General features: G+C 65.3%; 15 protein-coding genes and 4 tRNA genes. 17 read left to right on the plus strand and 2 right to left on the minus strand.

Features of this window, described 5'->3' with window-relative positions:
- Positions 1 to 24 precede the first annotated feature (24 nt).
- From A6745_RS05765 to A6745_RS05845, 17 genes are all read left to right on the plus strand, one after another.
- Entirely contained in the window at positions 25 to 831 is an 807-nt protein-coding gene (locus A6745_RS05765; protein ID WP_066124652.1) for a GNAT family N-acetyltransferase, read from the plus strand.
- Positions 832 to 872: 41 nt separating this feature from the next.
- Entirely contained in the window at positions 873 to 1,796 is a 924-nt protein-coding gene (locus A6745_RS05770) for a ParB/RepB/Spo0J family partition protein (RefSeq protein ID WP_066124654.1), read from the plus strand.
- Positions 1,789 to 2,775 carry an asparaginase gene (locus A6745_RS05775; RefSeq protein WP_066124655.1) on the plus strand — a complete coding sequence of 329 codons (987 nt, stop codon included), beginning with the start codon at positions 1,789 to 1,791 and terminating at the stop codon, positions 2,773 to 2,775. The genes A6745_RS05770 and A6745_RS05775 overlap by 8 nt, the downstream gene beginning before the upstream one ends.
- An 89-nt stretch (positions 2,776 to 2,864) precedes the next feature.
- Positions 2,865 to 2,951 (plus strand) — tRNA-Tyr (locus A6745_RS05780).
- 155 nt (positions 2,952 to 3,106) lie between these two features.
- Positions 3,107 to 3,180: transfer RNA gene (locus A6745_RS05785), tRNA-Gly, on the plus strand.
- A gap of 10 nt (positions 3,181 to 3,190) precedes the next feature.
- A tRNA-Thr gene (locus A6745_RS05790) sits at positions 3,191 to 3,265 on the plus strand.
- 62 nt (positions 3,266 to 3,327) lie between these two features.
- Complete coding sequence (tuf, locus tag A6745_RS05795; protein WP_066124657.1) at positions 3,328 to 4,518, plus strand: elongation factor Tu; 1,191 nt, start codon at positions 3,328 to 3,330, stop codon at positions 4,516 to 4,518.
- 221 nt (positions 4,519 to 4,739) lie between these two features.
- Positions 4,740 to 4,815 (plus strand) — tRNA-Trp (locus tag A6745_RS05800).
- A gap of 71 nt (positions 4,816 to 4,886) precedes the next feature.
- Entirely contained in the window at positions 4,887 to 5,270 is a 384-nt protein-coding gene (secE, locus tag A6745_RS05805; RefSeq protein WP_066124658.1) for a preprotein translocase subunit SecE, read from the plus strand.
- A gap of 13 nt (positions 5,271 to 5,283) precedes the next feature.
- Positions 5,284 to 5,817 (plus strand): transcription termination/antitermination protein NusG, encoded by a 534-nt coding sequence (gene nusG / locus A6745_RS05810; RefSeq protein ID WP_066124659.1) that lies wholly within the window; start codon positions 5,284 to 5,286, stop codon positions 5,815 to 5,817.
- Between the two features lie 71 nt (positions 5,818 to 5,888).
- Positions 5,889 to 6,320 (plus strand): 50S ribosomal protein L11, encoded by a 432-nt coding sequence (gene rplK / locus A6745_RS05815; RefSeq protein ID WP_066124661.1) that lies wholly within the window; start codon positions 5,889 to 5,891, stop codon positions 6,318 to 6,320.
- Positions 6,321 to 6,322: 2 nt separating this feature from the next.
- Complete coding sequence (gene rplA, locus A6745_RS05820) at positions 6,323 to 7,027, plus strand: 50S ribosomal protein L1 (RefSeq protein ID WP_066124664.1); 705 nt, start codon at positions 6,323 to 6,325, stop codon at positions 7,025 to 7,027.
- 261 nt (positions 7,028 to 7,288) lie between these two features.
- Positions 7,289 to 7,813 (plus strand): 50S ribosomal protein L10, encoded by a 525-nt coding sequence (gene rplJ, locus A6745_RS05825; RefSeq protein ID WP_066124666.1) that lies wholly within the window; start codon positions 7,289 to 7,291, stop codon positions 7,811 to 7,813.
- Between the two features lie 78 nt (positions 7,814 to 7,891).
- Positions 7,892 to 8,272: a 50S ribosomal protein L7/L12 gene (gene rplL, locus A6745_RS05830; RefSeq protein ID WP_006216571.1), complete on the plus strand. Its 381-nt coding sequence runs from the start codon at positions 7,892 to 7,894 to the stop codon at positions 8,270 to 8,272.
- Between the two features lie 161 nt (positions 8,273 to 8,433).
- Positions 8,434 to 12,546 carry a DNA-directed RNA polymerase subunit beta gene (gene rpoB / locus A6745_RS05835; protein ID WP_066124668.1) on the plus strand — a complete coding sequence of 1,371 codons (4,113 nt, stop codon included), beginning with the start codon at positions 8,434 to 8,436 and terminating at the stop codon, positions 12,544 to 12,546.
- Entirely contained in the window at positions 12,546 to 16,787 is a 4,242-nt protein-coding gene (gene rpoC, locus A6745_RS05840) for a DNA-directed RNA polymerase subunit beta' (protein WP_066124670.1), read from the plus strand. Before rpoB ends, rpoC begins: the two co-directional genes overlap by 1 nt.
- 357 nt (positions 16,788 to 17,144) lie before the next feature.
- Positions 17,145 to 18,410 carry a serine/threonine-protein kinase gene (locus tag A6745_RS05845; protein ID WP_066124672.1) on the plus strand — a complete coding sequence of 422 codons (1,266 nt, stop codon included), beginning with the start codon at positions 17,145 to 17,147 and terminating at the stop codon, positions 18,408 to 18,410.
- Positions 18,411 to 18,434: 24 nt separating this feature from the next.
- Here A6745_RS05845 and A6745_RS05850 read toward each other — a convergent pair whose 3' ends face one another.
- Together A6745_RS05850 and A6745_RS05855 are read right to left on the minus strand one after the other, a co-directional pair.
- Positions 18,435 to 20,768 (minus strand): CHASE2 domain-containing protein, encoded by a 2,334-nt coding sequence (locus tag A6745_RS05850; protein ID WP_066124674.1) that lies wholly within the window; start codon positions 20,766 to 20,768, stop codon positions 18,435 to 18,437.
- Positions 20,769 to 20,890: 122 nt separating this feature from the next.
- A complete protein-coding gene (locus tag A6745_RS05855) occupies positions 20,891 to 21,607 on the minus strand; it encodes a response regulator transcription factor (RefSeq protein ID WP_066124677.1) in 717 nt (238 codons plus the stop codon).
- Positions 21,608 to 21,613: the final 6 nt, after the last annotated feature.

Consider the following 21,613-nt stretch of genomic DNA (forward strand, 5'->3'; position numbering starts at 1 on the left):
ATCATGGACAACGGCTCTCTTGTCATGCCGGCGCACGCCGCGCCGCGTCCCGCATCCGTGCGGGACGCGGCGCGAGGCGCGCTGCTGCGCATCGAGGAAGCCGCGCTCAACGCCACGGTGGTCCGCCAGCAGATGCTTTACGAAGGGTGGCTGATGCGCTGGTCGCCCTCGCGGACCAAGCGCACGCGCTGCATCAGCGTGTTGGGCTTGTCGAGCACCGGGCTCGACGAACGCCTGGCGTATTGCACCGATTGGTATGCGCGCCATCACCTGCCGTTGTTGTTCCGCCTGACCTCGCTGTGCGCCGATCCCTTGCTGGACGATGCATTGCACGCGCGCGGTTTCACGGCGTACGAACACACGCGCGTGATGGCGGGTCCCATTCTTGCCCGCACATCGCCCTTGTCCACGGCGCTGCGCGTGGAACAAGTGGACGCGCAGACGTTCTGCACCGCCGTCGGCCAGCTGCGCGGCTCAAGCGATGTGGATATCTCCGAACACGCCGCGCGCGTCGGCGCCTTGGCGGTGGACAATCTGCGCGTGCTGGCCCGCGACGCGCAGGGCAACTGCGTGGCTGCGGCGCTTGCCGTCTTCGATGGCGGCCTGATGGGCATCTTCGATGTGGTCACGCTGGCCCAGCGGCGGGGGCAGGGCATCGCCACGCAACTCATGCACGGCCTGATGGCCTGCGCATCACGGCGCGGCGCGCGTCAGGCATATCTGCAGGTCGAGCCGGGGAACGTGGCGGCGCGCGCGCTGTATGCGCGGCTGGGCATGTCCGACCGCTACGAATATTGGTATCGATCCCTGCCTGATGGCGCGGCCGCCTGAGCCCGCCGAGCACCCGTTGAAATAAAAAGGAACTGCACGTTATGGTGACCAAAAAACCCAAGGGACTCGGCCGTGGCCTGGATGCATTGCTCGGCGCGGATTCGCCCGCGATCGACAACATCGGCAGGACGCCCGCGCCGCAACAGCCGCCCGAAGGCCCGCCGACAGTGCTGCCGATCACGCGCATGCGCGCGGGCAAATACCAGCCGCGCACGCGCATGGACGAAGGCGCGCTGGCCGAATTGGCCGAGTCGATCCGCACCCAGGGCATCATGCAGCCCATCCTGGTGCGCGCGCTCAAGTCCGAAGGCGAGGGCGAATACGAGATCATCGCGGGCGAACGGCGCTTCCGCGCGGCCCAGTTGGCCGGCCTGAAGGAAGTGCCGGTGCTGGTGCGAGAAGTGGCCGACGAGAACGCGGCCGTGATGGCGCTGATCGAGAACATCCAGCGCGAAGACCTCAACCCGCTGGAAGAAGCCCACGGCGTGCGCCGTCTGCTGGACGAGTTCGGCCTGACCCACGAGCAGGCCGCGCAAGCCATCGGCCGCTCGCGTTCGGCCACCAGCAACCTGCTGCGTCTGTTGAACCTGGCTTCACCCGTGCAGACGATGCTGCTGGCCGGCGACGTCGACATGGGCCATGCGCGTGCGCTGCTGGCCGTCGATGCCGCCACGCAGATCCAGCTGGCCAACCAGATCGTCGCCAAGCGCCTGTCGGTGCGCGAAGCCGAGAAGCTCGTCGCCCGCACGCAGAAGGACGCCGAGGCGTCGCCGCGCAAGAAGAGCGTGGGCGCGTCGCGCGATGTGGCGCGCCTGGAAGAGGCGTTGTCCGATCACCTCGGCACGCGTGTCTCGCTGAAGGTCGGCGCGCGCGAGAAGGGCCAGATCGTGATCGACTTCCATGGCTGGGAGCACCTGAATTCGTTGCTCGAGCGCCAGGGCCTGTCCGGGGTGATCGATGCCTGAGGCCGCATTGCCCTCGATCGCGCTGCTGGCCACCGGCGGCACCATCGCCGGCGCGCAGACCGGCCAATCGGCCGGCGCCTATCGCGCGGGTTCATTGCCCGTCGAGCAATTGCTGTCCGCAGTGCCTGGTCTGGATCGCCTGGCGCGCCTGCAGGCCGAGCAGGTGGCCAGCGTGGGCAGCCAGAACATCGGCCTGGATACCTGGACCGTGCTGGCCGAACGCGTTGCCGCCTTGTGCGCCGACGAGGCCGTGGACGGCATCGTCATCACACATGGCACCGACACGCTGGAAGAGACCGCGTACCTGCTCAGCCTGGTGCTGCCGTGGACCAAGCCCGTGGTGCTGGTGGGGGCCATGCGTCCGGCCACCGCGCTGGGTGCGGATGGTCCGGCAAACCTGTACAACGCCGTCGCGCTGGCCGCGCATCCGCAGGCGGCGGGACGCGGACCGCTGGTGCTGATGAACGACGAGATCCACGAAGCCTCGCTGGTGCAGAAGATGTCCGCGAACGGTGTGGATGCATTCGAATCGCCCAATGGCGGGCGCGCCGGCGCGATGCATGCCGGAGAGCCGCATTTCGTCCGCGCCGCGGGTGCGCCGGCGCACCCGCGCCATGCCTTGCCCCAAGGCGCATGGCCGCGTGTGGACATCGTGTACGCCTATGCGGGCGTGGACGGCGCATTGATCGATTTCTTGGCATCCAGGGCGCGCGGCATCGTGCTGGCCGGGGTCGGGGACGGCAATGCGTCGGATGCCGCGCTGCAGGCGCTGGAACGCGCGGCGGGGCAGGGCGTGGCGATCGTGCGCGCCACTCGTACGGGCTCGGGCCGCGTGGGCCGCAATGTCGAAGTGGATGACGATGCACGAGGCTTCATCGCCGCCGGGGAACTGAACCCGCAGAAAGCCCGCGTCCTGCTGATGCTGGCCTTGGCTGCGGGCGTGGTGGAGCAGGCCGCGTTGCAGCGGATATTCGGCTAGGGAAGAAAAAAATTTGCTTCGAGACGCCCAAAACCCCTGGCCTGGTTTGACACGGCGTATCGAAGCATGCATAATCTCAAATCTTCGCTGGAGGGGTGCCCGAGTGGTTAAAGGGGGCAGACTGTAAATCTGTTGGCCTTGCGCCTACGTTGGTTCGAATCCAACCTCCTCCACCAAAGAATTTTGCAGTCAGCCAGGCTGTTCGCCGAAAGCAACGTGTGCTTGTGGCGGCGGCAAGGTGAACAGGCCCAGGTGCAGTCTGCCTGGTTTTTGTTTGCCAGGCGGTTGGCGGCAAGCGCGTAGGTTTAAAAGCAGGTGAACGGGTAATGCCGCGGGTGTAGCTCAATGGTAGAGCAGAAGCCTTCCAAGCTTACGACGAGGGTTCGATTCCCTTCACCCGCTCCAGGTTTTGCATGCCCATGTGGCTCAGTGGTAGAGCACTCCCTTGGTAAGGGAGAGGTCACGCGTTCGATCCGCGTCATGGGCACCACGAATTCTCGCTAGTCCTTCTCTTCAAGTCAGAAGCTTCAATCCCCAGGTCAGGAGTCAGCCATGGCAAAAGGCAAGTTTGAACGTACCAAGCCGCACGTGAACGTGGGTACGATTGGTCACGTTGACCACGGCAAAACGACGCTGACGGCAGCGATCACGACGGTTCTGTCGACGAAGTTCGGCGGCGAAGCCAAGGGCTACGACCAGATCGACGCTGCTCCCGAGGAAAAGGCGCGCGGCATCACGATCAACACGGCCCACGTCGAGTACGAAACGGAAACGCGCCACTACGCGCACGTTGACTGCCCGGGCCACGCGGACTACGTGAAGAACATGATCACGGGCGCCGCGCAGATGGACGGCGCGATCCTGGTGGTGTCGGCCGCTGACGGCCCGATGCCGCAGACGCGTGAGCACATCCTGCTGAGCCGCCAGGTGGGCGTGCCGTACATCATCGTCTTCCTGAACAAGGCCGACATGGTGGACGACGCCGAGCTGCTCGAACTGGTGGAAATGGAAGTTCGCGAACTGCTGTCGAAGTACGACTTCCCGGGCGACGACACCCCGATCGTCAAGGGTTCGGCCAAGCTGGCGCTCGAAGGCGACAAGGGCGAGCTGGGCGAGCAGGCCATCATGGCGCTGGCCCAGGCGCTGGACACGTACATCCCGACGCCCGAGCGCGCGGTTGACGGCGCGTTCCTGATGCCCGTCGAAGACGTGTTCTCGATCTCGGGTCGTGGCACGGTGGTGACCGGCCGTATCGAGCGCGGCGTGGTCAAGGTCGGCGAGGAAATCGAAATCGTCGGTATCAAGCCGACGGTCAAGACGACCTGCACGGGCGTGGAAATGTTCCGCAAGCTGCTGGACCAGGGCCAGGCAGGCGACAACGTCGGCATCCTGCTGCGCGGCACCAAGCGCGAAGACGTCGAACGCGGCCAGGTGCTGTCCAAGCCGGGCTCGATCACCCCGCACACGGACTTCACGTCCGAGGTGTACATCCTGTCCAAGGAAGAAGGCGGCCGTCACACCCCGTTCTTCAACGGCTATCGTCCCCAGTTCTACTTCCGCACGACGGACGTGACGGGCACGATCGACCTGCCGGCCGACAAGGAAATGGTGCTGCCGGGCGACAACGTGACGATGACCGTCAAGCTGCTGGCCCCCATCGCCATGGAAGAAGGCCTGCGCTTCGCCATCCGTGAAGGCGGCCGTACCGTCGGCGCCGGCGTCGTCGCCAAGATCCTCAAGTAATACCGGCTAGCGGCGGTTTCCGCCGTTACCCACATGGATAGGGTGGCCTTTCGGCTTCTCTATCCATGTTTGCTGTAAAAGTAGTACAATGTATGGTTCCGTGGTCTGTTGGGCAGCGGCGCATGCCAAAGTGGCGAATGCGCTGGCGGCACGGCCAGCAGATCGATGTTCCGCAAGTAGCAGTCGTTGCGGTGGATCAGGAACCGTACCAGCAAGTTTTTAGGGGTATAGCTCAATTGGCAGAGCGTCGGTCTCCAAAACCGAAGGTTGTAGGTTCGATTCCTACTGCCCCTGCCACCGATCGGCACCCTCCAGCCAACACGCCGGAGTATGGCGCGAACGCCTGAGAATCGGGTTCGCGTAGCAAAATGTCTACCAATACCAACGTAGAAACCGTAACCAGCACTGCCGACCGGGTCAAGCTCGGCCTGGCTGTTCTCGTCATCATCGCCGGCATCGTCGGGTTCTCCGTGCTCAGCGCGCAGCCCCTGGTCGCGCGCGTTGGCGTGTTCATCGGCAGCCTGGTCATTGCCGCCGTCATCGCCTGGTTCAGCGAGCCTGGCCGCCGCACCATCAGCTTCGGTCAAGAGTCGTACAACGAAGTCAAGCGGGTGTCCTGGCCGACGCGCAAGGAAACCATGCAGATGACGGGCATCGTGTTCGCCTTCGTCGCGGTCATGGGCCTGTTCATGTGGCTGCTGGACAAGGGCATCGAGTGGATCCTGTACGGTATCTTGCTGGGTTGGAAGTAACAAGGACGACGCGATGAGCAAACGTTGGTATGTCGTCCATGTCTATTCCGGCATGGAAAAAAGCGTTCAGAAGGCCCTGATCGAGCGCATCGACCGAGCTGCCCTGCAGACCTCGTTCGGTCGCATCCTGGTGCCTTCCGAAGAAGTCGTCGAAATGAAGGGCGGCCAGAAGTCCATCAGCGAGCGTCGTATTTTCCCGGGCTATGTCCTGGTCGAGATGGACCTCACCGACGAGACCTGGCACCTGGTCAAGAACACCAACCGCGTCACCGGCTTTCTGGGTGGCTCGGGCAACCGTCCCACGCCGATTTCCGAACGTGAAGTCGAGAAGATCCTCTCCCAGATGGAAGAGGGTGTCGAGAAACCCCGCCCCAAGGTGCTGTTCGAAGTGGGCGAGATGGTTCGCGTGAAGGAAGGTCCGTTTGCAGACTTCAACGGCAACGTCGAGGAAGTCAACTACGAAAAGAGCAAGGTGCGTGTGTCCGTGACCATCTTCGGTCGCGCCACCCCTGTCGAGCTCGACTTCAGCCAGGTCGAAAAGACCTGATCTGGCTTTTTCATTAACCCCGGGGAGCCTGGCGTCAACCGCCTGGCGTTCGTACCCGCAAGGAGCAAAGCATGGCGAAGAAAATCGTCGGCTTTATCAAGCTGCAAGTGCCGGCTGGTAAGGCAAACCCGTCCCCCCCGATTGGCCCGGCTCTGGGTCAGCGCGGCCTGAACATCATGGAATTCTGCAAGGCGTTCAACGCCAAGACCCAGGGCCTGGAGCCCGGTCTGCCGATTCCGGTGGTGATCACCGCTTTCGCCGACAAGAGCTTCACCTTCATCATGAAGACCCCGCCCGCGACGGTCCTCATCAAGAAGGCCGCCGGCGTGCAGAAGGGTTCCCCCAAGCCGCACACCGACAAGGTCGGCACGCTGACGCGCGCCCAGGCTGAAGAAATCGCCAAGACCAAGCAACCCGATCTGACCGCGTCCGACCTGGACGCCGCCGTCCGTACGATCGCTGGCAGCGCCCGCAGCATGGGCATCACCGTCGAGGGCATCTGATCATGGCAAAACTGTCCAAGCGCGCCGCCGCAATCGCTCAGAAGATCGATCGCGTCAAGCTGTATCCCGTCTCCGAAGCCCTGACCCTGGTCAAGGAAACCGCCACCGCCAAGTTCGATGAGTCCATCGACGTGGCCGTGCAACTGGGCATCGATCCCAAGAAGTCCGACCAACTGGTCCGTGGCTCCGTGGTGCTGCCCGCCGGTACCGGCAAGTCCGTCCGCGTGGCCGTGTTCGCCCAGGGCGACAAGGCCGAGCAGGCGCGTGCCGCCGGCGCCGACATCGTCGGCCTGGAAGACCTGGCCGAGCGCATCAAGGCTGGCCAGATCGACTTCGACGTGGTCGTGGCCTCGCCCGACACCATGCGCGTGGTCGGTACCCTGGGTCAGGTGCTGGGTCCCCGTGGCCTGATGCCGAACCCCAAGGTCGGCACCGTGACGCCCGACGTCGCCACCGCCGTGAAGAATGCCAAGGCGGGTCAGGTGCAATACCGTACCGACAAGGCCGGCATCATCCACGCCACGATCGGCCGCGCCTCGTTCGGCGTGGATCAGCTGCAAACCAACCTGGCCGCTCTGGTCGACGCCCTGCAAAAGGCTCGTCCCGCGGCTGCCAAGGGTATCTACCTGCGCAAGCTGGCTGTCTCGTCCACGATGGGCGGCGGCGCGCGTGTGGAACTCGCTTCGCTGACGGCTACGGCGGCCTAAGCCCCGTACCGACGGCACGTACTGTACTTTGGGCCGTGTCCGGGGGGAAACCTCCGGATGCAGCTGTCAAAGACCGCTGGAGCACCCCGTCCCAGGCAGCATCGGGGCAGGGCGCTTAATCCCGAAGCTAGTGATGTTCGGATCCAGCGTAGACGGCGTCCCCAGGAAGAATTCTTTACTCGAAGAACTCGACCAGGCGCCGCATTCGGTTGACGCGCAAGGCTCTTCGCCCCAAGCGTCTTTTGATGGAGTGTTCAAACCGTGAGTCTCAATCGCCAAGAGAAAGCGGTCGTGATCGAAGAAGTGTCGGCACAAGTGGCCAACGCGCAATCGATCATCATCGCTGAGTACCGTGGTCTGGACGTCGCCTCTGTCACCGTACTGCGCAAAACTGCGCGTGAATCGGGCGTTTATCTGCGAGTTCTGAAGAACTCGCTGGCCCGTCGTGCTGTTGCCGGCACGGCTTTCGAGCCGTTGTCCGAGCAACTGACCGGTCCGCTGATCTATGGCATCAGCACTGACCCGGTCGCGGCGGCCAAGGTGATCGCTGGCTTCGCAAAGACCAACGACAAGCTGGTTGTGAAGGGTGGTTCGCTGCCCAACAGCCTGCTGAACGCTGAAGGTGTGAAGGCTCTGGCCACCATGCCGTCGCGTGAAGAGTTGCTCTCGAAGCTGCTGGGCACCATGCAAGCCCCGATCGCGCAATTCGTGCGTACGCTCAACGAAGTTCCGACCAAGTTCGCCCGTGGCCTCGCCGCCGTGCGCGACCAGAAGGCCGCCGCTTAAGGCACCTGGTCCGGATATCGCTGAACGACAAAGCGACAACCAAACCTGGCATTACCCAATTTTGGAGTTCTAAAGAAAATGGCACTTAACAAAGCTGAAATCCTTGACGCCATCGCTGGCATGACCGTGCTCGAACTGTCCGAGCTGATCAAGGAAATGGAAGAGAAGTTCGGCGTGTCGGCTGCTGCCGCCGCTGTGGCCGTGGCCGCTCCGGCCGCTGGTGGCGCCGCCGCCGCTGCTGAAGAGCAGACCGAGTTCAACGTCGTCCTGCTGGAAGCCGGCGCGAACAAGGTCAGCGTCATCAAGGCCGTTCGCGAACTGACGGGCCTGGGCCTGAAGGAAGCGAAGGATCTGGTCGACGGCGCTCCGAAGCCTGTCAAGGAAGCCGTGGCCAAGGCTGACGCCGAAGCCGCCAAGAAGAAGCTGGAAGAAGCTGGCGCCAAGGTCGAAGTCAAGTAAGACCTTGTCGTACGTGCCCGGGGACAGCGCAGTTTGCCGTCCCCGGGCTTTTGCGTTTCCAGGAAGCCCCTGCTGAGGGGATGGATTTCAGCGGGGCTTCCTGGAGTCGTATCACCCCGGGCCGTGGTTGACGGCCCATGCAACCTCGAGTCGGAGTGCTCATGCCTTACTCGTACACCGAAAAAAAGCGCATCCGCAAAAGCTTCGCCAAGCGAGAAGACGTTCAAAACGTTCCTTTCCTGCTTGCGACTCAGCTTCAATCCTACCTAACTTTCCTGCAATCGGATACGCCCTCTGCTGAGCGGGCCAACGACGGTCTGCAGGCGGCGTTTTCGTCGATTTTCCCGATTGTCAGCCACAACGGAATGGCGCGCTTGGAGTTCGTCAGCTACGCGCTGGGCGAGCCGGTGTTCGATGTCAAAGAGTGCCAGCAACGTGGCCTGACCTTCGCGTCGCCCCTGCGCGCCAAGGTCCGTCTGGTGCTGCTGGACCGTGAAGTCAGCAAGCCGACCATCAAGGAAGTGAAGGAACAGGAAGTCTACATGGGCGAAATGCCGCTCATGACGACCACCGGTTCGTTCGTCATCAACGGCACCGAACGCGTCATCGTGTCGCAGCTGCACCGTTCCCCCGGCGTGTTCTTCGAACACGACCGCGGCAAGACGCACAGCTCCGGCAAGCTGCTGTTCTCGGCCCGTGTGATTCCCTACCGCGGTTCGTGGCTGGACTTCGAATTCGATCCGAAGGACGTGCTGTTCTTCCGCGTCGACCGCCGCCGCAAGATGCCGGTGACGATCCTGCTGAAGGCCATCGGCATGACGCCGGATTCGATCCTGGCCCACTTCTTCGACTTCGACAACTTCGACCTGAAGAGCGAAGGCGCGATGATGGAATTCGTGGCCGAGCGTTGGAAGGGCGACATGGCCCGCTTCGACATCTCGGACCGTGAAGGCAAGGTCATCGTCGAGAAAGACAAGCGCATCAACGCCAAGCACCTGCGCGACATGGCTGCCGCCGGCATCCAGTACGTGTCCGTGCCCGAGGACTTCCTGTTCGGCCGCGTGCTGGCCAAGAACGTGGTCGACCCCGAGACCGGCGAGATCGTGGCCCACGCCAACGACGAGATCACCGAAAGCGTGCTGGCCACGCTGCGCGCGGCCAACGTGCTGGACATCCAGACGCTGTACACGAACGACCTGGATCGCGGTCCCTACATCTCGCAGACGCTGCGCACCGACGAAACCGTCGACCAGATGGCTGCCCGCGTGGCCATCTACCGCATGATGCGTCCCGGCGAACCGCCCACGGAAGAAGCTGTCGAGGCCCTGTTCCAGCGCCTGTTCTACAGCGAGGAAACGTACGACCTGTCGCGCGTCGGCCGCATGAAGGTCAACAGCCGCCTGGGTCGAGGCGACGACGACAACGGTCCGATGACCCTGACCAACGAAGACATCCTTGAAACCATCAAGGTGTTGGTCGAGCTGCGTAACGGCCGTGGCCTGATCGACGACATCGATCACCTGGGCAACCGTCGCGTGCGCTGTGTGGGCGAACTGGCCGAGAACCAGTTCCGCGCCGGCCTGGTGCGTGTCGAGCGCGCCGTCAAGGAACGTCTGGGCCAGGCCGAGACGGAAAACCTGATGCCGCACGACCTGATCAACTCCAAGCCGATCTCGGCCGCCATCAAGGAGTTCTTCGGTTCGAGCCAGCTGTCGCAGTTCATGGACCAGACCAACCCCCTGTCGGAAATCACGCACAAGCGCCGCGTTTCCGCACTGGGCCCGGGCGGTCTGACGCGCGAACGCGCCGGCTTCGAGGTGCGCGACGTGCACCCGACCCACTACGGCCGCGTCTGCCCGATCGAAACGCCTGAAGGTCCGAACATCGGCCTGATCAACTCCATGGCGCTGTACGCTCGTCTGAACGAGTACGGCTTCCTGGAAACGCCCTACCGCAAGATCATCGACGGCCGCGTCAGCGACCAGATCGACTACCTGTCGGCCATCGAGGAAAGCCACTACGTCATCGCCCAGGCCAACGCCCAGCTCGACGAAGAAGGCCGCTTCACCGATGACCTGGTGGCCTGCCGCGAAGCGGGCGAAACCATGCTGACCTCGCCGGCCAACGTGCACTACATGGACGTGGCGCCGTCGCAGATCGTGTCGGTCGCGGCCTCGCTGATTCCGTTCCTGGAGCACGACGACGCGAACCGCGCACTGATGGGCGCCAACATGCAGCGCCAGGCCGTGCCGTGCCTGCGTCCCGAGAAGCCGCTGGTCGGCACGGGCGTCGAGCGCACCGTGGCGGTCGACTCCGGCACCACCGTGCAGGCCCTGCGTGGCGGCATCGTCGACCACGTCGACGCCGAGCGCGTGGTGATCCGCGTCAACGACGACGAGAACGTCGCCGGTGAAGTGGGCGTGGACATCTACAACCTCATCAAGTACACCCGTTCCAACCAGAACACGAACATCAACCAGCGTCCCATCGTCGCCCGCGGCGACCTGGTCGCCAAGGGTGACGTGCTGGCCGACGGCGCATCGACCGATCTGGGCGAACTGGCACTGGGCCAGAACATGCTGATCGCGTTCATGCCCTGGAACGGCTACAACTTCGAAGACTCGATCCTGATCTCGGAACGCGTCGTGGCCGATGACCGCTACACCTCGATCCACATCGAGGAACTGACGGTCGTCGCCCGTGACACGAAGCTCGGACCGGAAGAGATCACGCGCGACATCAGCAACCTGGCCGAGACCCAGCTCAACCGCCTGGACGACTCGGGCATCGTCTACATCGGCGCCGAAGTCGGCGCCGACGACGTGCTGGTCGGCAAGGTCACGCCCAAGGGCGAGACCCAGCTGACGCCGGAAGAGAAGCTGCTGCGCGCCATCTTCGGCGAGAAGGCTTCCGACGTGAAGGACACCTCGCTGCGCGTGCCCTCGGGCATGGTCGGCACCGTCATCGACGTGCAGGTGTTCACGCGTGAAGGCATCGTGCGCGACAAGCGTGCCCAGTCCATCATCGACGATGAACTGCGCCGCTACCGCCAGGACCTGAACGACCAGCTGCGCATCGTTGAAAACGACCAGTTCGACCGTATCGAGAAGATGCTGGTCGGCAAGGCCGTCAACGGCGGCCCGCGCAAGCTGGCCAAGGGCGCCACGATCACCAAGGAATACCTGGTCGATCTGGACCGCTGGCAGTGGTTCGACATCCGCCTGTCCGACGAGCAGCACGCGGTCGTCCTCGAACAAGCCAAGGAATCGCTGGAGCAGAAGCGCCACCAGTTCGACCTGGCCTTCGAGGAGAAGCGCAAGAAGCTGACGCAGGGCGACGAACTGCCCCCGGGCGTGCTGAAGATGATCAAGGTCTACCTGGCCGTGAAGCGTCGTCTGCAGCCTGGCGACAAGATGGCCGGGCGTCACGGCAACAAGGGCGTGGTCTCGCGCATCACTCCGGTGGAAGACATGCCGCACATGGCCGACGGTACCCCCGCCGACATCGTGCTGAACCCGCTGGGCGTGCCGTCGCGGATGAACGTCGGCCAGGTTCTGGAAGTGCACCTGGGCTGGGCAGCCAAGGGCGTGGGCCATCGTATCGCCGACATGTTCCGCGACGAGCGCACCGCGCAGGTCAAGAACGTGCGCGGCTACCTGGAGAAGGTCTACAACACGACCGGCTCCGGCGCCCGCCTGGAAGAGCTGTCCGACGATGAAATCCTCGAAATGGCGCGCAACCTGAAGAACGGCGTGCCGCTGGCAACGCCCGTCTTCGACGGCGCCACCGAGGAAGAAATCACCAAGATGCTGGAACTGGCGTACCCCGACGAGGTGGCCCGCCGCATGCAGCTGACCCCGTCGCGCACGCAGGCATGGCTGTTCGACGGCCGTACCGGCGAGCAGTTCGAGCGTCCGGTCACCATCGGCTACATGCACTACCTGAAGCTGCACCACCTGGTCGACGACAAGATGCACGCGCGCTCGACCGGCCCGTACTCGCTGGTCACCCAGCAACCGCTGGGCGGCAAGGCGCAGTTCGGCGGCCAGCGTTTCGGGGAAATGGAAGTGTGGGCCCTGGAAGCCTATGGCGCGTCGTATACGCTGCAGGAAATGCTGACGGTGAAGTCCGACGACATCACCGGCCGTACCAAGGTTTACGAAAACATCGTCAAGGGCGATCACGTCATCGACGCCGGCATGCCGGAATCGTTCAACGTGCTGGTCAAGGAAATCCGATCGCTGGCCCTGGACATGGATTTGGAGCGTAACTGATGAAAGCGCTACTCGACCTCTTCAAGCAAGTCTCTCAAGACGAGCAGTTCGATGCCATCAAGATCGGCATCGCCTCGCCCGAGAAAATCCGTTCGTGGTCTTTCGGCGAAGTCCGCAAGCCCGAGACGATCAACTACCGTACCTTCAAGCCCGAGCGCGACGGCCTGTTCTGCGCCAAGATCTTCGGGCCGATCAAGGACTACGAGTGCCTGTGCGGCAAGTACAAGCGCCTGAAGCATCGTGGCGTGATCTGCGAAAAGTGCGGCGTCGAAGTCACGGTGGCCAAGGTGCGCCGCGAGCGCATGGGCCACATCGAGCTGGCCAGCCCCGTCGCGCACATCTGGTTCCTGAAGAGCCTGCCCTCGCGCCTGGGCATGGTCCTGGACATGACGCTGCGCGACATCGAACGCGTGCTGTACTTCGAAGCCTGGTGCGTGATCGAACCCGGCATGACGCCGCTCAAGCGCGGCCAGATCATGTCCGATGACGACTTCCTGGCCAAGACCGAAGAGTACGGCGACGACTTCAGCGCCCTGATGGGTGCGGAAGCCGTGCGCGAACTGCTGCGCACCATCGACATCGACCGCGAAGTCGAGACGCTGCGCGCCGAACTCAAGGCCACCAGCTCGGAAGCCAAGATCAAGAAGATCTCCAAGCGCCTGAAGGTGCTGGAAGGCTTCCAGAAGTCCGGCATCAAGGCCGAGTGGATGGTCATGGAAGTGCTGCCCGTGCTGCCGCCGGACCTGCGTCCGCTGGTGCCGCTGGACGGCGGCCGCTTCGCGACCTCCGACCTGAACGACCTGTACCGCCGCGTCATCAACCGCAACAACCGCCTCAAGCGCCTGCTGGAGCTGAAGGCCCCCGAGATCATCCTGCGCAACGAAAAGCGCATGCTGCAGGAAGCCGTCGACTCGCTGCTGGACAACGGCCGCCGTGGCAAGGCCATGACGGGCGCCAACAAGCGCCAGCTGAAGTCGCTGGCCGACATGATCAAGGGCAAGAGCGGCCGCTTCCGCCAGAACCTGCTGGGCAAGCGCGTCGACTACTCGGGCCGTTCGGTCATCGTGGTGGGTCCGCAGCTCAAGCTGCACCAGTGCGGCCTGCCCAAGCTGATGGCCCTGGAACTGTTCAAGCCGTTCATCTTCAATCGCCTGGAGATGATGGGCCTGGCCACGACCATCAAGGCCGCCAAGAAGCTGGTGGAAAGCCAGGAACCGGTGGTGTGGGACATCCTCGAAGAGGTGATCCGCGAGCACCCGGTCATGCTGAACCGCGCGCCGACGCTGCACCGCCTGGGCATCCAGGCGTTCGAGCCCGTGCTGATCGAAGGCAAGGCCATCCAGCTGCACCCGCTGGTCTGCGCGGCGTTCAACGCCGACTTCGACGGTGACCAGATGGCCGTTCACGTGCCGCTGTCGCTGGAAGCCCAGCTCGAAGCCCGCACGCTGATGCTGGCCTCGAACAACGTGCTGTTCCCGGCCAACGGCGAACCGTCGATCGTGCCGTCGCAGGATATCGTGCTGGGTCTGTACTACACGACCCGCGAGCGCATCAACGGCAAGGGCGAAGGCATCTTCTTCGCCGACGTCGCCGAAGTGCAGCGTGCCTACGACAACCGCGAAGTCGAACTGCAGACGCGCATCACCGTGCGCCTGACCGAGTACGAACGCGACGACCAGGGCGAATGGCAGCCGGTGATCCGCCGCCACGAGACCACGGTCGGCCGCGCGCTGCTGTCCGAGATCCTGCCCAAGGGCCTGCCCTTCACGGTGCTGAACAAGGCGCTGAAGAAGAAGGAAATCTCGCGCCTGATCAACCAGTCGTTCCGCCGTTGCGGCCTGCGCGACACCGTGATCTTCGCCGACAAGCTGATGCAGTCGGGCTTCCGCCTGGCCACGCGCGGCGGCATCTCGATCGCGATGGGCGACATGCTGATCCCGTCGGCCAAGGAAGGCATCCTGGCCGAAGCCAGCCGCGAAGTGAAGGAAATCGACAAGCAGTACTCGTCGGGCCTGGTCACGTCGCAAGAGCGCTACAACAACGTGGTCGACATCTGGGGCAAGGCCGGCGACAAGGTCGGCAAGGCGATGATGGAGCAACTGGCGACCGAACCCGTGGTGAACCGCCACGGCGAGGAAGTGCGCCAGGAATCGTTCAACTCGATCTACATGATGGCCGACTCGGGCGCGCGGGGCTCCGCCGCCCAGATCCGCCAGCTGGCCGGCATGCGCGGCCTGATGGCCAAGCCGGACGGCTCGATCATCGAGACGCCGATTACCGCCAACTTCCGCGAAGGCCTGAACGTTCTTCAGTACTTCATCTCGACCCACGGCGCACGTAAGGGCCTGGCCGACACGGCACTGAAGACCGCGAACTCGGGTTACCTGACGCGCCGCCTGGTCGACGTGACGCAGGATCTGGTCATCATCGAAGACGACTGCGGCACCTCGCAGGGTTACTCGATGAAGGCCCTGGTCGAAGGCGGTGAAGTCATCGAGCCGCTGCGCGACCGTATCCTGGGCCGCGTGGCCGCCATCGACATCGTCAATCCGGACACGCAGGAAACCGCCATCGCGGCCGGCACCCTGCTGGACGAAGACCTGGTCGACGTGATCGACCGCCTGGGCATCGACGAAGTCAAGGTGCGCACGCCGCTGACCTGCGAAACGCGCCATGGCCTGTGCTCGCACTGCTACGGCCGCGACCTGGGCCGCGGTGTGCACGTGAACGTCGGCGAGGCGGTCGGCGTCATCGCCGCCCAGTCGATCGGCGAACCGGGCACGCAGCTGACGATGCGTACGTTCCACATCGGCGGCGCCGCTTCGCGTTCGGCCCTGGCCAGCGCGGTGGAAACGAAGTCCAGCGGCAACGTGGGCTTCGCCAGCACGATGCGTTACGTCACCAACGCCAAGGGCGAGCGCGTGGCCATCTCGCGTTCGGGCGAGATCGTCATCAGCGACGACAACGGCCGCGAACGCGAACGCCACAAGATCCCGTACGGCGCGACCGTGCTGGTGGGCGATGGCGAGGCCGTCAAGGCCGGCGCGCGCCTGGCGACGTGGGACCCGCTGACCCGTCCGATCGTGTCGGAATACGCGGGCGCCGTGCGCTTCGAGAACATCGAGGAAGGCGCGACCGTGGCCAAGCAGGTCGACGAAGTCACCGGCCTGTCGACCCTCGTGGTCATCACGCCCAAGACGCGCGGCGGCAAGGTCGCCATGCGTCCGCAGATCAAGCTGGTCAACGATGCCGGCGAAGACGTCAAGATCGCCGGCACCGATCACTCGGTGAACATCTCGTTCCCGGTGGGCGCGCTGATCACGGTGCGCGACGCGCAGCAGGTGTCGGTCGGCGAGATCCTGGCGCGTATCCCGCAGGAATCGCAGAAGACCCGCGACATCACCGGCGGTCTGCCGCGCGTGGCCGAGCTGTTCGAGGCCCGTTCCCCGAAGGATGCCGGCATGCTGGCGGAGGTCACCGGCACGGTCTCGTTCGGCAAGGACACCAAGGGCAAGCAGCGCCTGGTCATCACCGACCTGGAAGGCGTGAGCCACGAGTTCCTGATCCCGAAGGAAAAGCAGGTGCTGGTGCACGACGGCCAGGTGGTGAACAAGGGCGAAATGATCGTGGACGGCCCGGCCGATCCCCACGACATCCTGCGCCTGCAGGGCATCGAGAAGCTGGCGACGTACATCGTCGACGAAGTGCAGGACGTCTACCGCCTGCAGGGCGTGAAGATCAACGACAAGCACATCGAAGTGATCGTGCGCCAGATGCTGCGCCGTGTGCATATCGTCGATCCGGGCGATGCCGAGTTCATCCCCGGCGAACAGGTCGAGCGTTCGGAACTGCTGAACGAGAACGACCGCGTGCTGGCCGAGAACAAGCGTCCCGCGATCTACGAGAACGTGCTGCTGGGCATTACCAAGGCCTCGCTGTCGACCGACTCGTTCATCTCTGCCGCATCGTTCCAGGAAACGACGCGCGTGCTGACCGAAGCCGCCATCATGGGCAAGCGCGACGACCTGCGTGGCCTGAAGGAAAACGTCATCGTCGGCCGTCTGATCCCGGCCGGTACCGGTCTGGCCTATCACCTTGCCCGCAAGGACAAGGAGTCGCTGGAGGCCGCGGAACGCGAAGCCGCCCGCCAGCAAGCCAACCCGTTCGAGGAAGCGCCGGTCACGGTCGGTGCCGAGTCCGACGTGCCGTCTCCGGATGACGCCGCGGGCAACGCCGAGTAAGCCTGGGGCACGCTGCCACGTACCGTCCGATCCCGCATGGGGTCGGGCGTCCTGAAAAGGGCTGCCGATGCGAATCGGCAGCCCTTTTCACTGGTGCGCCGATGGTGGCGGATCTGCGAATCCGCGGAGGGTCGTGGCGGGTTCGCACGCTTGGCGGCCATGCCGGCCGGGTTCGTGTCGAATGCTTCCAAGCGTTGATGTTTGCTTACCAGCGGATTGGCCCGGTTGGTATATTCTTCCCGCTTCGAGGAGGCATCCCGATCGGCCAGGATGTCCGGCTGGTGTATCCGTAATGCATGCCCGCGGTGGTTCGCCCGAAGTGGCCGCCGCGGCCCCTGTTGCCAGATATTCACGCTCATGTCTGCTACTGCCGGTTATTCCACGCAGCGCAATCCCTTCGCCGGTGCGGCGCCCCTGGCGTATCGCCCACTCAGCGCCATTGCCGCCACCACGGCCGGCGGAGTCCCGCAATCCCGCATCAAGCGGGTGCTGGCCGAACTCGTCGCGCCTTTGCAGGCGCTGCACAATCAAGGCCTGATACGCGCCGACATCAGCATGCATTCGGTCGGCCTGGACGAGACCGGCCGGGCCCATCTGATGACCGTCAGCGGGCCGCCCTACATCGCCGAGCCGCCTTCCGGCGTGCCCGAACCCGGCTACGCGCCGCCCGAGCTCTATGCCACGGGTCCGCAGTGGCCGCGCGGGCCGTGGACCGATGTCTATGCCCTGGCCGCCGTGGCGCACTCGCTGGTCACGGGCATGCGTCCGCCGCCGGCGTCCGAGCGCCTGGACGAGGACACATACCGCCCCTTGGCGCAGCGCGATCTCGCCAAGTACGACACGGGCTTCCTGCGCGCGCTCGATGTGGCCCTGTCCGTCGATCCGCGCAACCGTCCCCAGACGCTGGAAGAGTTCGCCCAGCAGATGGACATCCCGGCCACGCTGCTGACCAGCGCCGCCGAACCGCCGCTGCCCATGCCGCCGCCCGCGCCACCCGCGGTCGTGCAGCCGGAGCCCGCCCGTGCCGGATGGCGCACGTTCCTGCTGATCGTGCTGGTGCTGACGGTAGGGGCAGGCGTCGGAGTGTACTGGTGGAACCGGTTTGCCGCGCCGCCCGGCAGCCTCATCATCACGCGCTCGGAAGTCTCGCCGCCGGGCACTCCCCAAAGCGTCGATCCGATGCGCGGCAGTCCTCGCGCGGGCGGCGCGAGCCCGGCCACGCCCGCGGCCGAAGACGGAGATCCTCCCGAGCCGCCGGGCCTGGCGACACTGTCTGCCCGCGCCCTCGACGCGGAGACCCGCACCGAGGACGGGCCGGCCGCCCAGTCCGATGCAGGCAGGGACGACGAAGAGGGCAAGCCGGAGGAGTCCGAGGCCACCGAACCGCCCGCGCCACCCATCGCCTCGCCGGCGCCGTGGGTACGTGTTCGCGTCAACATCCATCCCTGGGGCGAACTGTGGGTCAATGGCGTGCGGCGTGGCGTCAGCCCACCGCTGAAGGAGATCCGGCTGGCGCCAGGCCAGTACAGCGTCGTGGTGCGCAACGCCAATCTGCCGCCTTACCGGGGCACGCTGACGGTGAAGGAAGGGCGCCAATCGGTGCTGTCGTACAGCTTCGACTGAACGGCTGCGAGCCCCGTGGCGCGCCTATTGCGCGCAAGGGCTCTCGTCTTCGTCGTCCGCCATGTCGGCGGGCAGGCTCAGGGTGAACGTCGAACCCGCGCCGCTGCGGCTGGAGACTTGCACGCCGCCGCCATGGCGCGTGGCTACGGTATGCACGAAAGCCAGGCCCAATCCGGCGCCGCCCGTGTCCGAACGCGTCGCACCCACCCGTGAGAAGGCCTGGAACAGTTGCGAGACGTCTTCGGCAGCGATGCCCACGCCGTCATCGGTGACCGCGACGACCCAATGGGCGCCATCGGCGTAGAGCGCCGTGCTGACGTGGCCGCCGACGAGCGTGTACTTGATGGCGTTGTCCAGCAGATTGTTCAGCGCACGCCGCAGCAGGGCATGATCGCCGCGCACGAAGGCCTGCGGCATTTCCTGCGGCTCAAGTGCGATGCCGCGCGCCTGCGCCAGCGCCCATACGTCGTCCATCGCATCCAGGACGAGCGCGGTCAGGTCCACGCGTGTATCGCCGATCTTCAAGGATTCGGCGCGCGTCAGATGCACGAAATCGTCGACCAGGCGCAGCGTGCGATGCGCCTGTTGTTCCACGCGGGACCAGGCCTCTTTTCCTTGCGGCGATTGCGCCAGGCCGCGGCTGAGGTCGACCAGCGCCAGGATGGAGTTCTGTGGCGCGCGCATGTCGTGCGACACGAAGCGCAGTGTCTCCTCGCGCTTGCGCTCGGCGGCCCGGATTTCGGTGATGTTGCTCAGCGTGACGACGCTGCCGGCGAACGCGTCCTCGTCATTGCGGATCGGCGCGCATTTCACGATGAAGCTGCGGCCGGCGTAGTCGCGCACTTCCTGGTCGAGGCTCCAGGGGGCCTCGCGCTCATCGGGATGCAGGTCATGCAACGCCCGGTTGATCTCGCTGCGCGCCGTGGCGTCGGCCACGATCTTCTCCATCAGCCATGCCGCCGGCTGGCCATTGCGCGGCGCGCGCACGCCCAGGCCGCGGAAGTAATCCAGCGCGGCGCGGTTGCAGAACTGCAGTCGGCCGCCGGCGTCGAACACCATCGTCGCGTCGGGAATGCCGTCCAGGCTGTCGGCCAGGAAGCGCCGCAGGTTGCGCACGCGCGTCAGGGCCTGGCGCAGCTCGTCCAACCGGTCTTCCACGGACCAGTTGGCGCCCAGCGCCAGTTGGCGCGATTCGCCCATGATGGGCGGGTACTCCTGCCGCAAGCGCTTGAGCTCGTAATCCATGTGGCGCAGCACGGCTTCCTGGCCGCGCCAGCTCCAGAGCGGATAGCTCAGCGCCAGCCCCAGCAGCGCGGCCGATGGGGCGAACCAGACCTGCAGGTAGCGCAGCATCAGGAACGCGCCCGCCAGCACCAGCACCAGCATCAGCCCCGTCAGGAGCAGGGCGCCGCGCGGCGGCAGATGACGCAGCGCCAGGCCCAGCAGCAGCACGGGCAGCGCGCACGCCAGCGCATTGAGCCAGGTGGCGGCGGGCTGGATCACGAGGTCCTGGCGGGCCGCCTGCAGCATGTTGCCCACCAGTTCCACGCTGGACATGCCGTTGCCGGGCGTGGAGCCGGGGGTGCGATAGGCATCGCCGCCCGCCGTGACGCCGCGGCCCACCAGCACGTACCGGTCCTCGATCCAGGCCGCGGGCACGCGTCCCTGCAACACCTGGAGGTACGAGACAGTGCGCAGGTGGCCCGGTGGGCCGCTGTAGGGGATGCCGCCCTCTCCTGAATCGCCCAGCCGGCGCGTCAGTGCCTGGGCCAGACCGGCTTCGCCGCCGGCCTGCAGCATGGCCAGCGCCATGTGCTGCCAGTTCCGTTCGTTCAGCGTGGCGCGCCAGACCGCCTGGCGGATGACGCCGTCGCTATCGGGGGGGACGTTGGTGAAGCCCAGGGCCGCCGCCGCGCTGGCCAACTGCGGCAAGGCCGGTTCGAGCGAAGAAGGCCGTGGCAGCGGGTTCAATGCCACGGGCAGCACGACGCGCCCGTTGGCGCGGAGGGCTTCAGCCAAGGCGGCGTCGCCGTCCGGATCGATGGCGTCATGTTCGTTGAGGCGGAAATCGAGACCCACCGCGCGCGCGTTCTGCAGTCGGCCGAGCAGGGCGGCATGCACCGCGCGGCTCCAGGGGCCGCGGCCCAGTGCCTCCACCGTCTGGCCGTCCACCGTGACCAGCAGGACGTCATCGGAAGCGGGGCGTTCGGCGGCGATCACCGCGCGGTCGTAGAACGCCTGGTCGAAGCGGCCCAGGCCGTTCATCGAGCCCAGCAAGGCCGCGACCAGCGTCAGGAAGCCGATCAGCAGGGGGGCGGAGTGGATGCCGAGCCGCCGACGGGGAGGGCCGCCGAGCATGGGTTACCAGGCCGCTGGCGTGACCGCGCCGGCGCAACAGGCCGGGCAGGCCGCTGCGGGGACGACGGAGGCGGGGGGCTGGCACACGATCGGAAGGACTCCTGGTTCGAGCGTGGGCCGGGTCAGGCGTCGACCGTGGCGCCGGCGTCCTCTAGGGCGACCAGGTCGAGGCGGTAGCCCAGGGCATACGATGACGTCAGCCGCACCCCGTGCTGGGGGCGCAACTGCAGCTTCTGCCGGATGTTGGACAGATGCGTGTCCAGCGTGCGCGACGTCGCGGGGATCTCGCGGTTCCAGACGCGTTCCGCCAGTACGTCGCGTGAAAGCAGCCTGCCCAGGTTGCGGAAGAACAGCAGCGCCAGTTCGTATTCCTTGGGCGCCAGCACGATCCTGTTGCCATCCAGCTGCACGCTGCGCTCGCCGGGATCGATGCGGTAGGCCGCGACGGTGAACGCGGCATGCGCGGGCGTGGCGGGCTGGGACCGGCGCAGCAGCGCGGCCACGCGCGCCAGCAGCTCGGCCGGCCGCAGGGGCTTGGGGATGTAGTCATCCGCGCCAGCCTGCAGGCCGCGCACCAGGTCTTCTTCCTGATTGCGGCTGGTCACGAAGATGATGGGAATGGCGAACCCGAAATTGCTGCGCAACTGGCGCACGACTTCGTCGCCGTCCATGTCGGGCAGTTGCCAGTCAAGTACCACCAGGTCGTATGCAGTGGTGCGCAGCGCCGCCAGCAGGTCGAGACTGAGCTGGAAGCTGTCGCATTCGTACCCGGCGCCCCGGAGGGTCTGTTGGATGTGACGAGCCTGGTCGAGATCGTCCTCGAGCGACGCGATCTTCATCGGTTT

Origin of the sequence: Bordetella ansorpii, from assembly GCF_900078705.1 — a bacterium.
In the GTDB taxonomy this organism is placed as follows: Bacteria; Pseudomonadota; Gammaproteobacteria; order Burkholderiales; family Burkholderiaceae_B; genus Bordetella; species Bordetella ansorpii_A.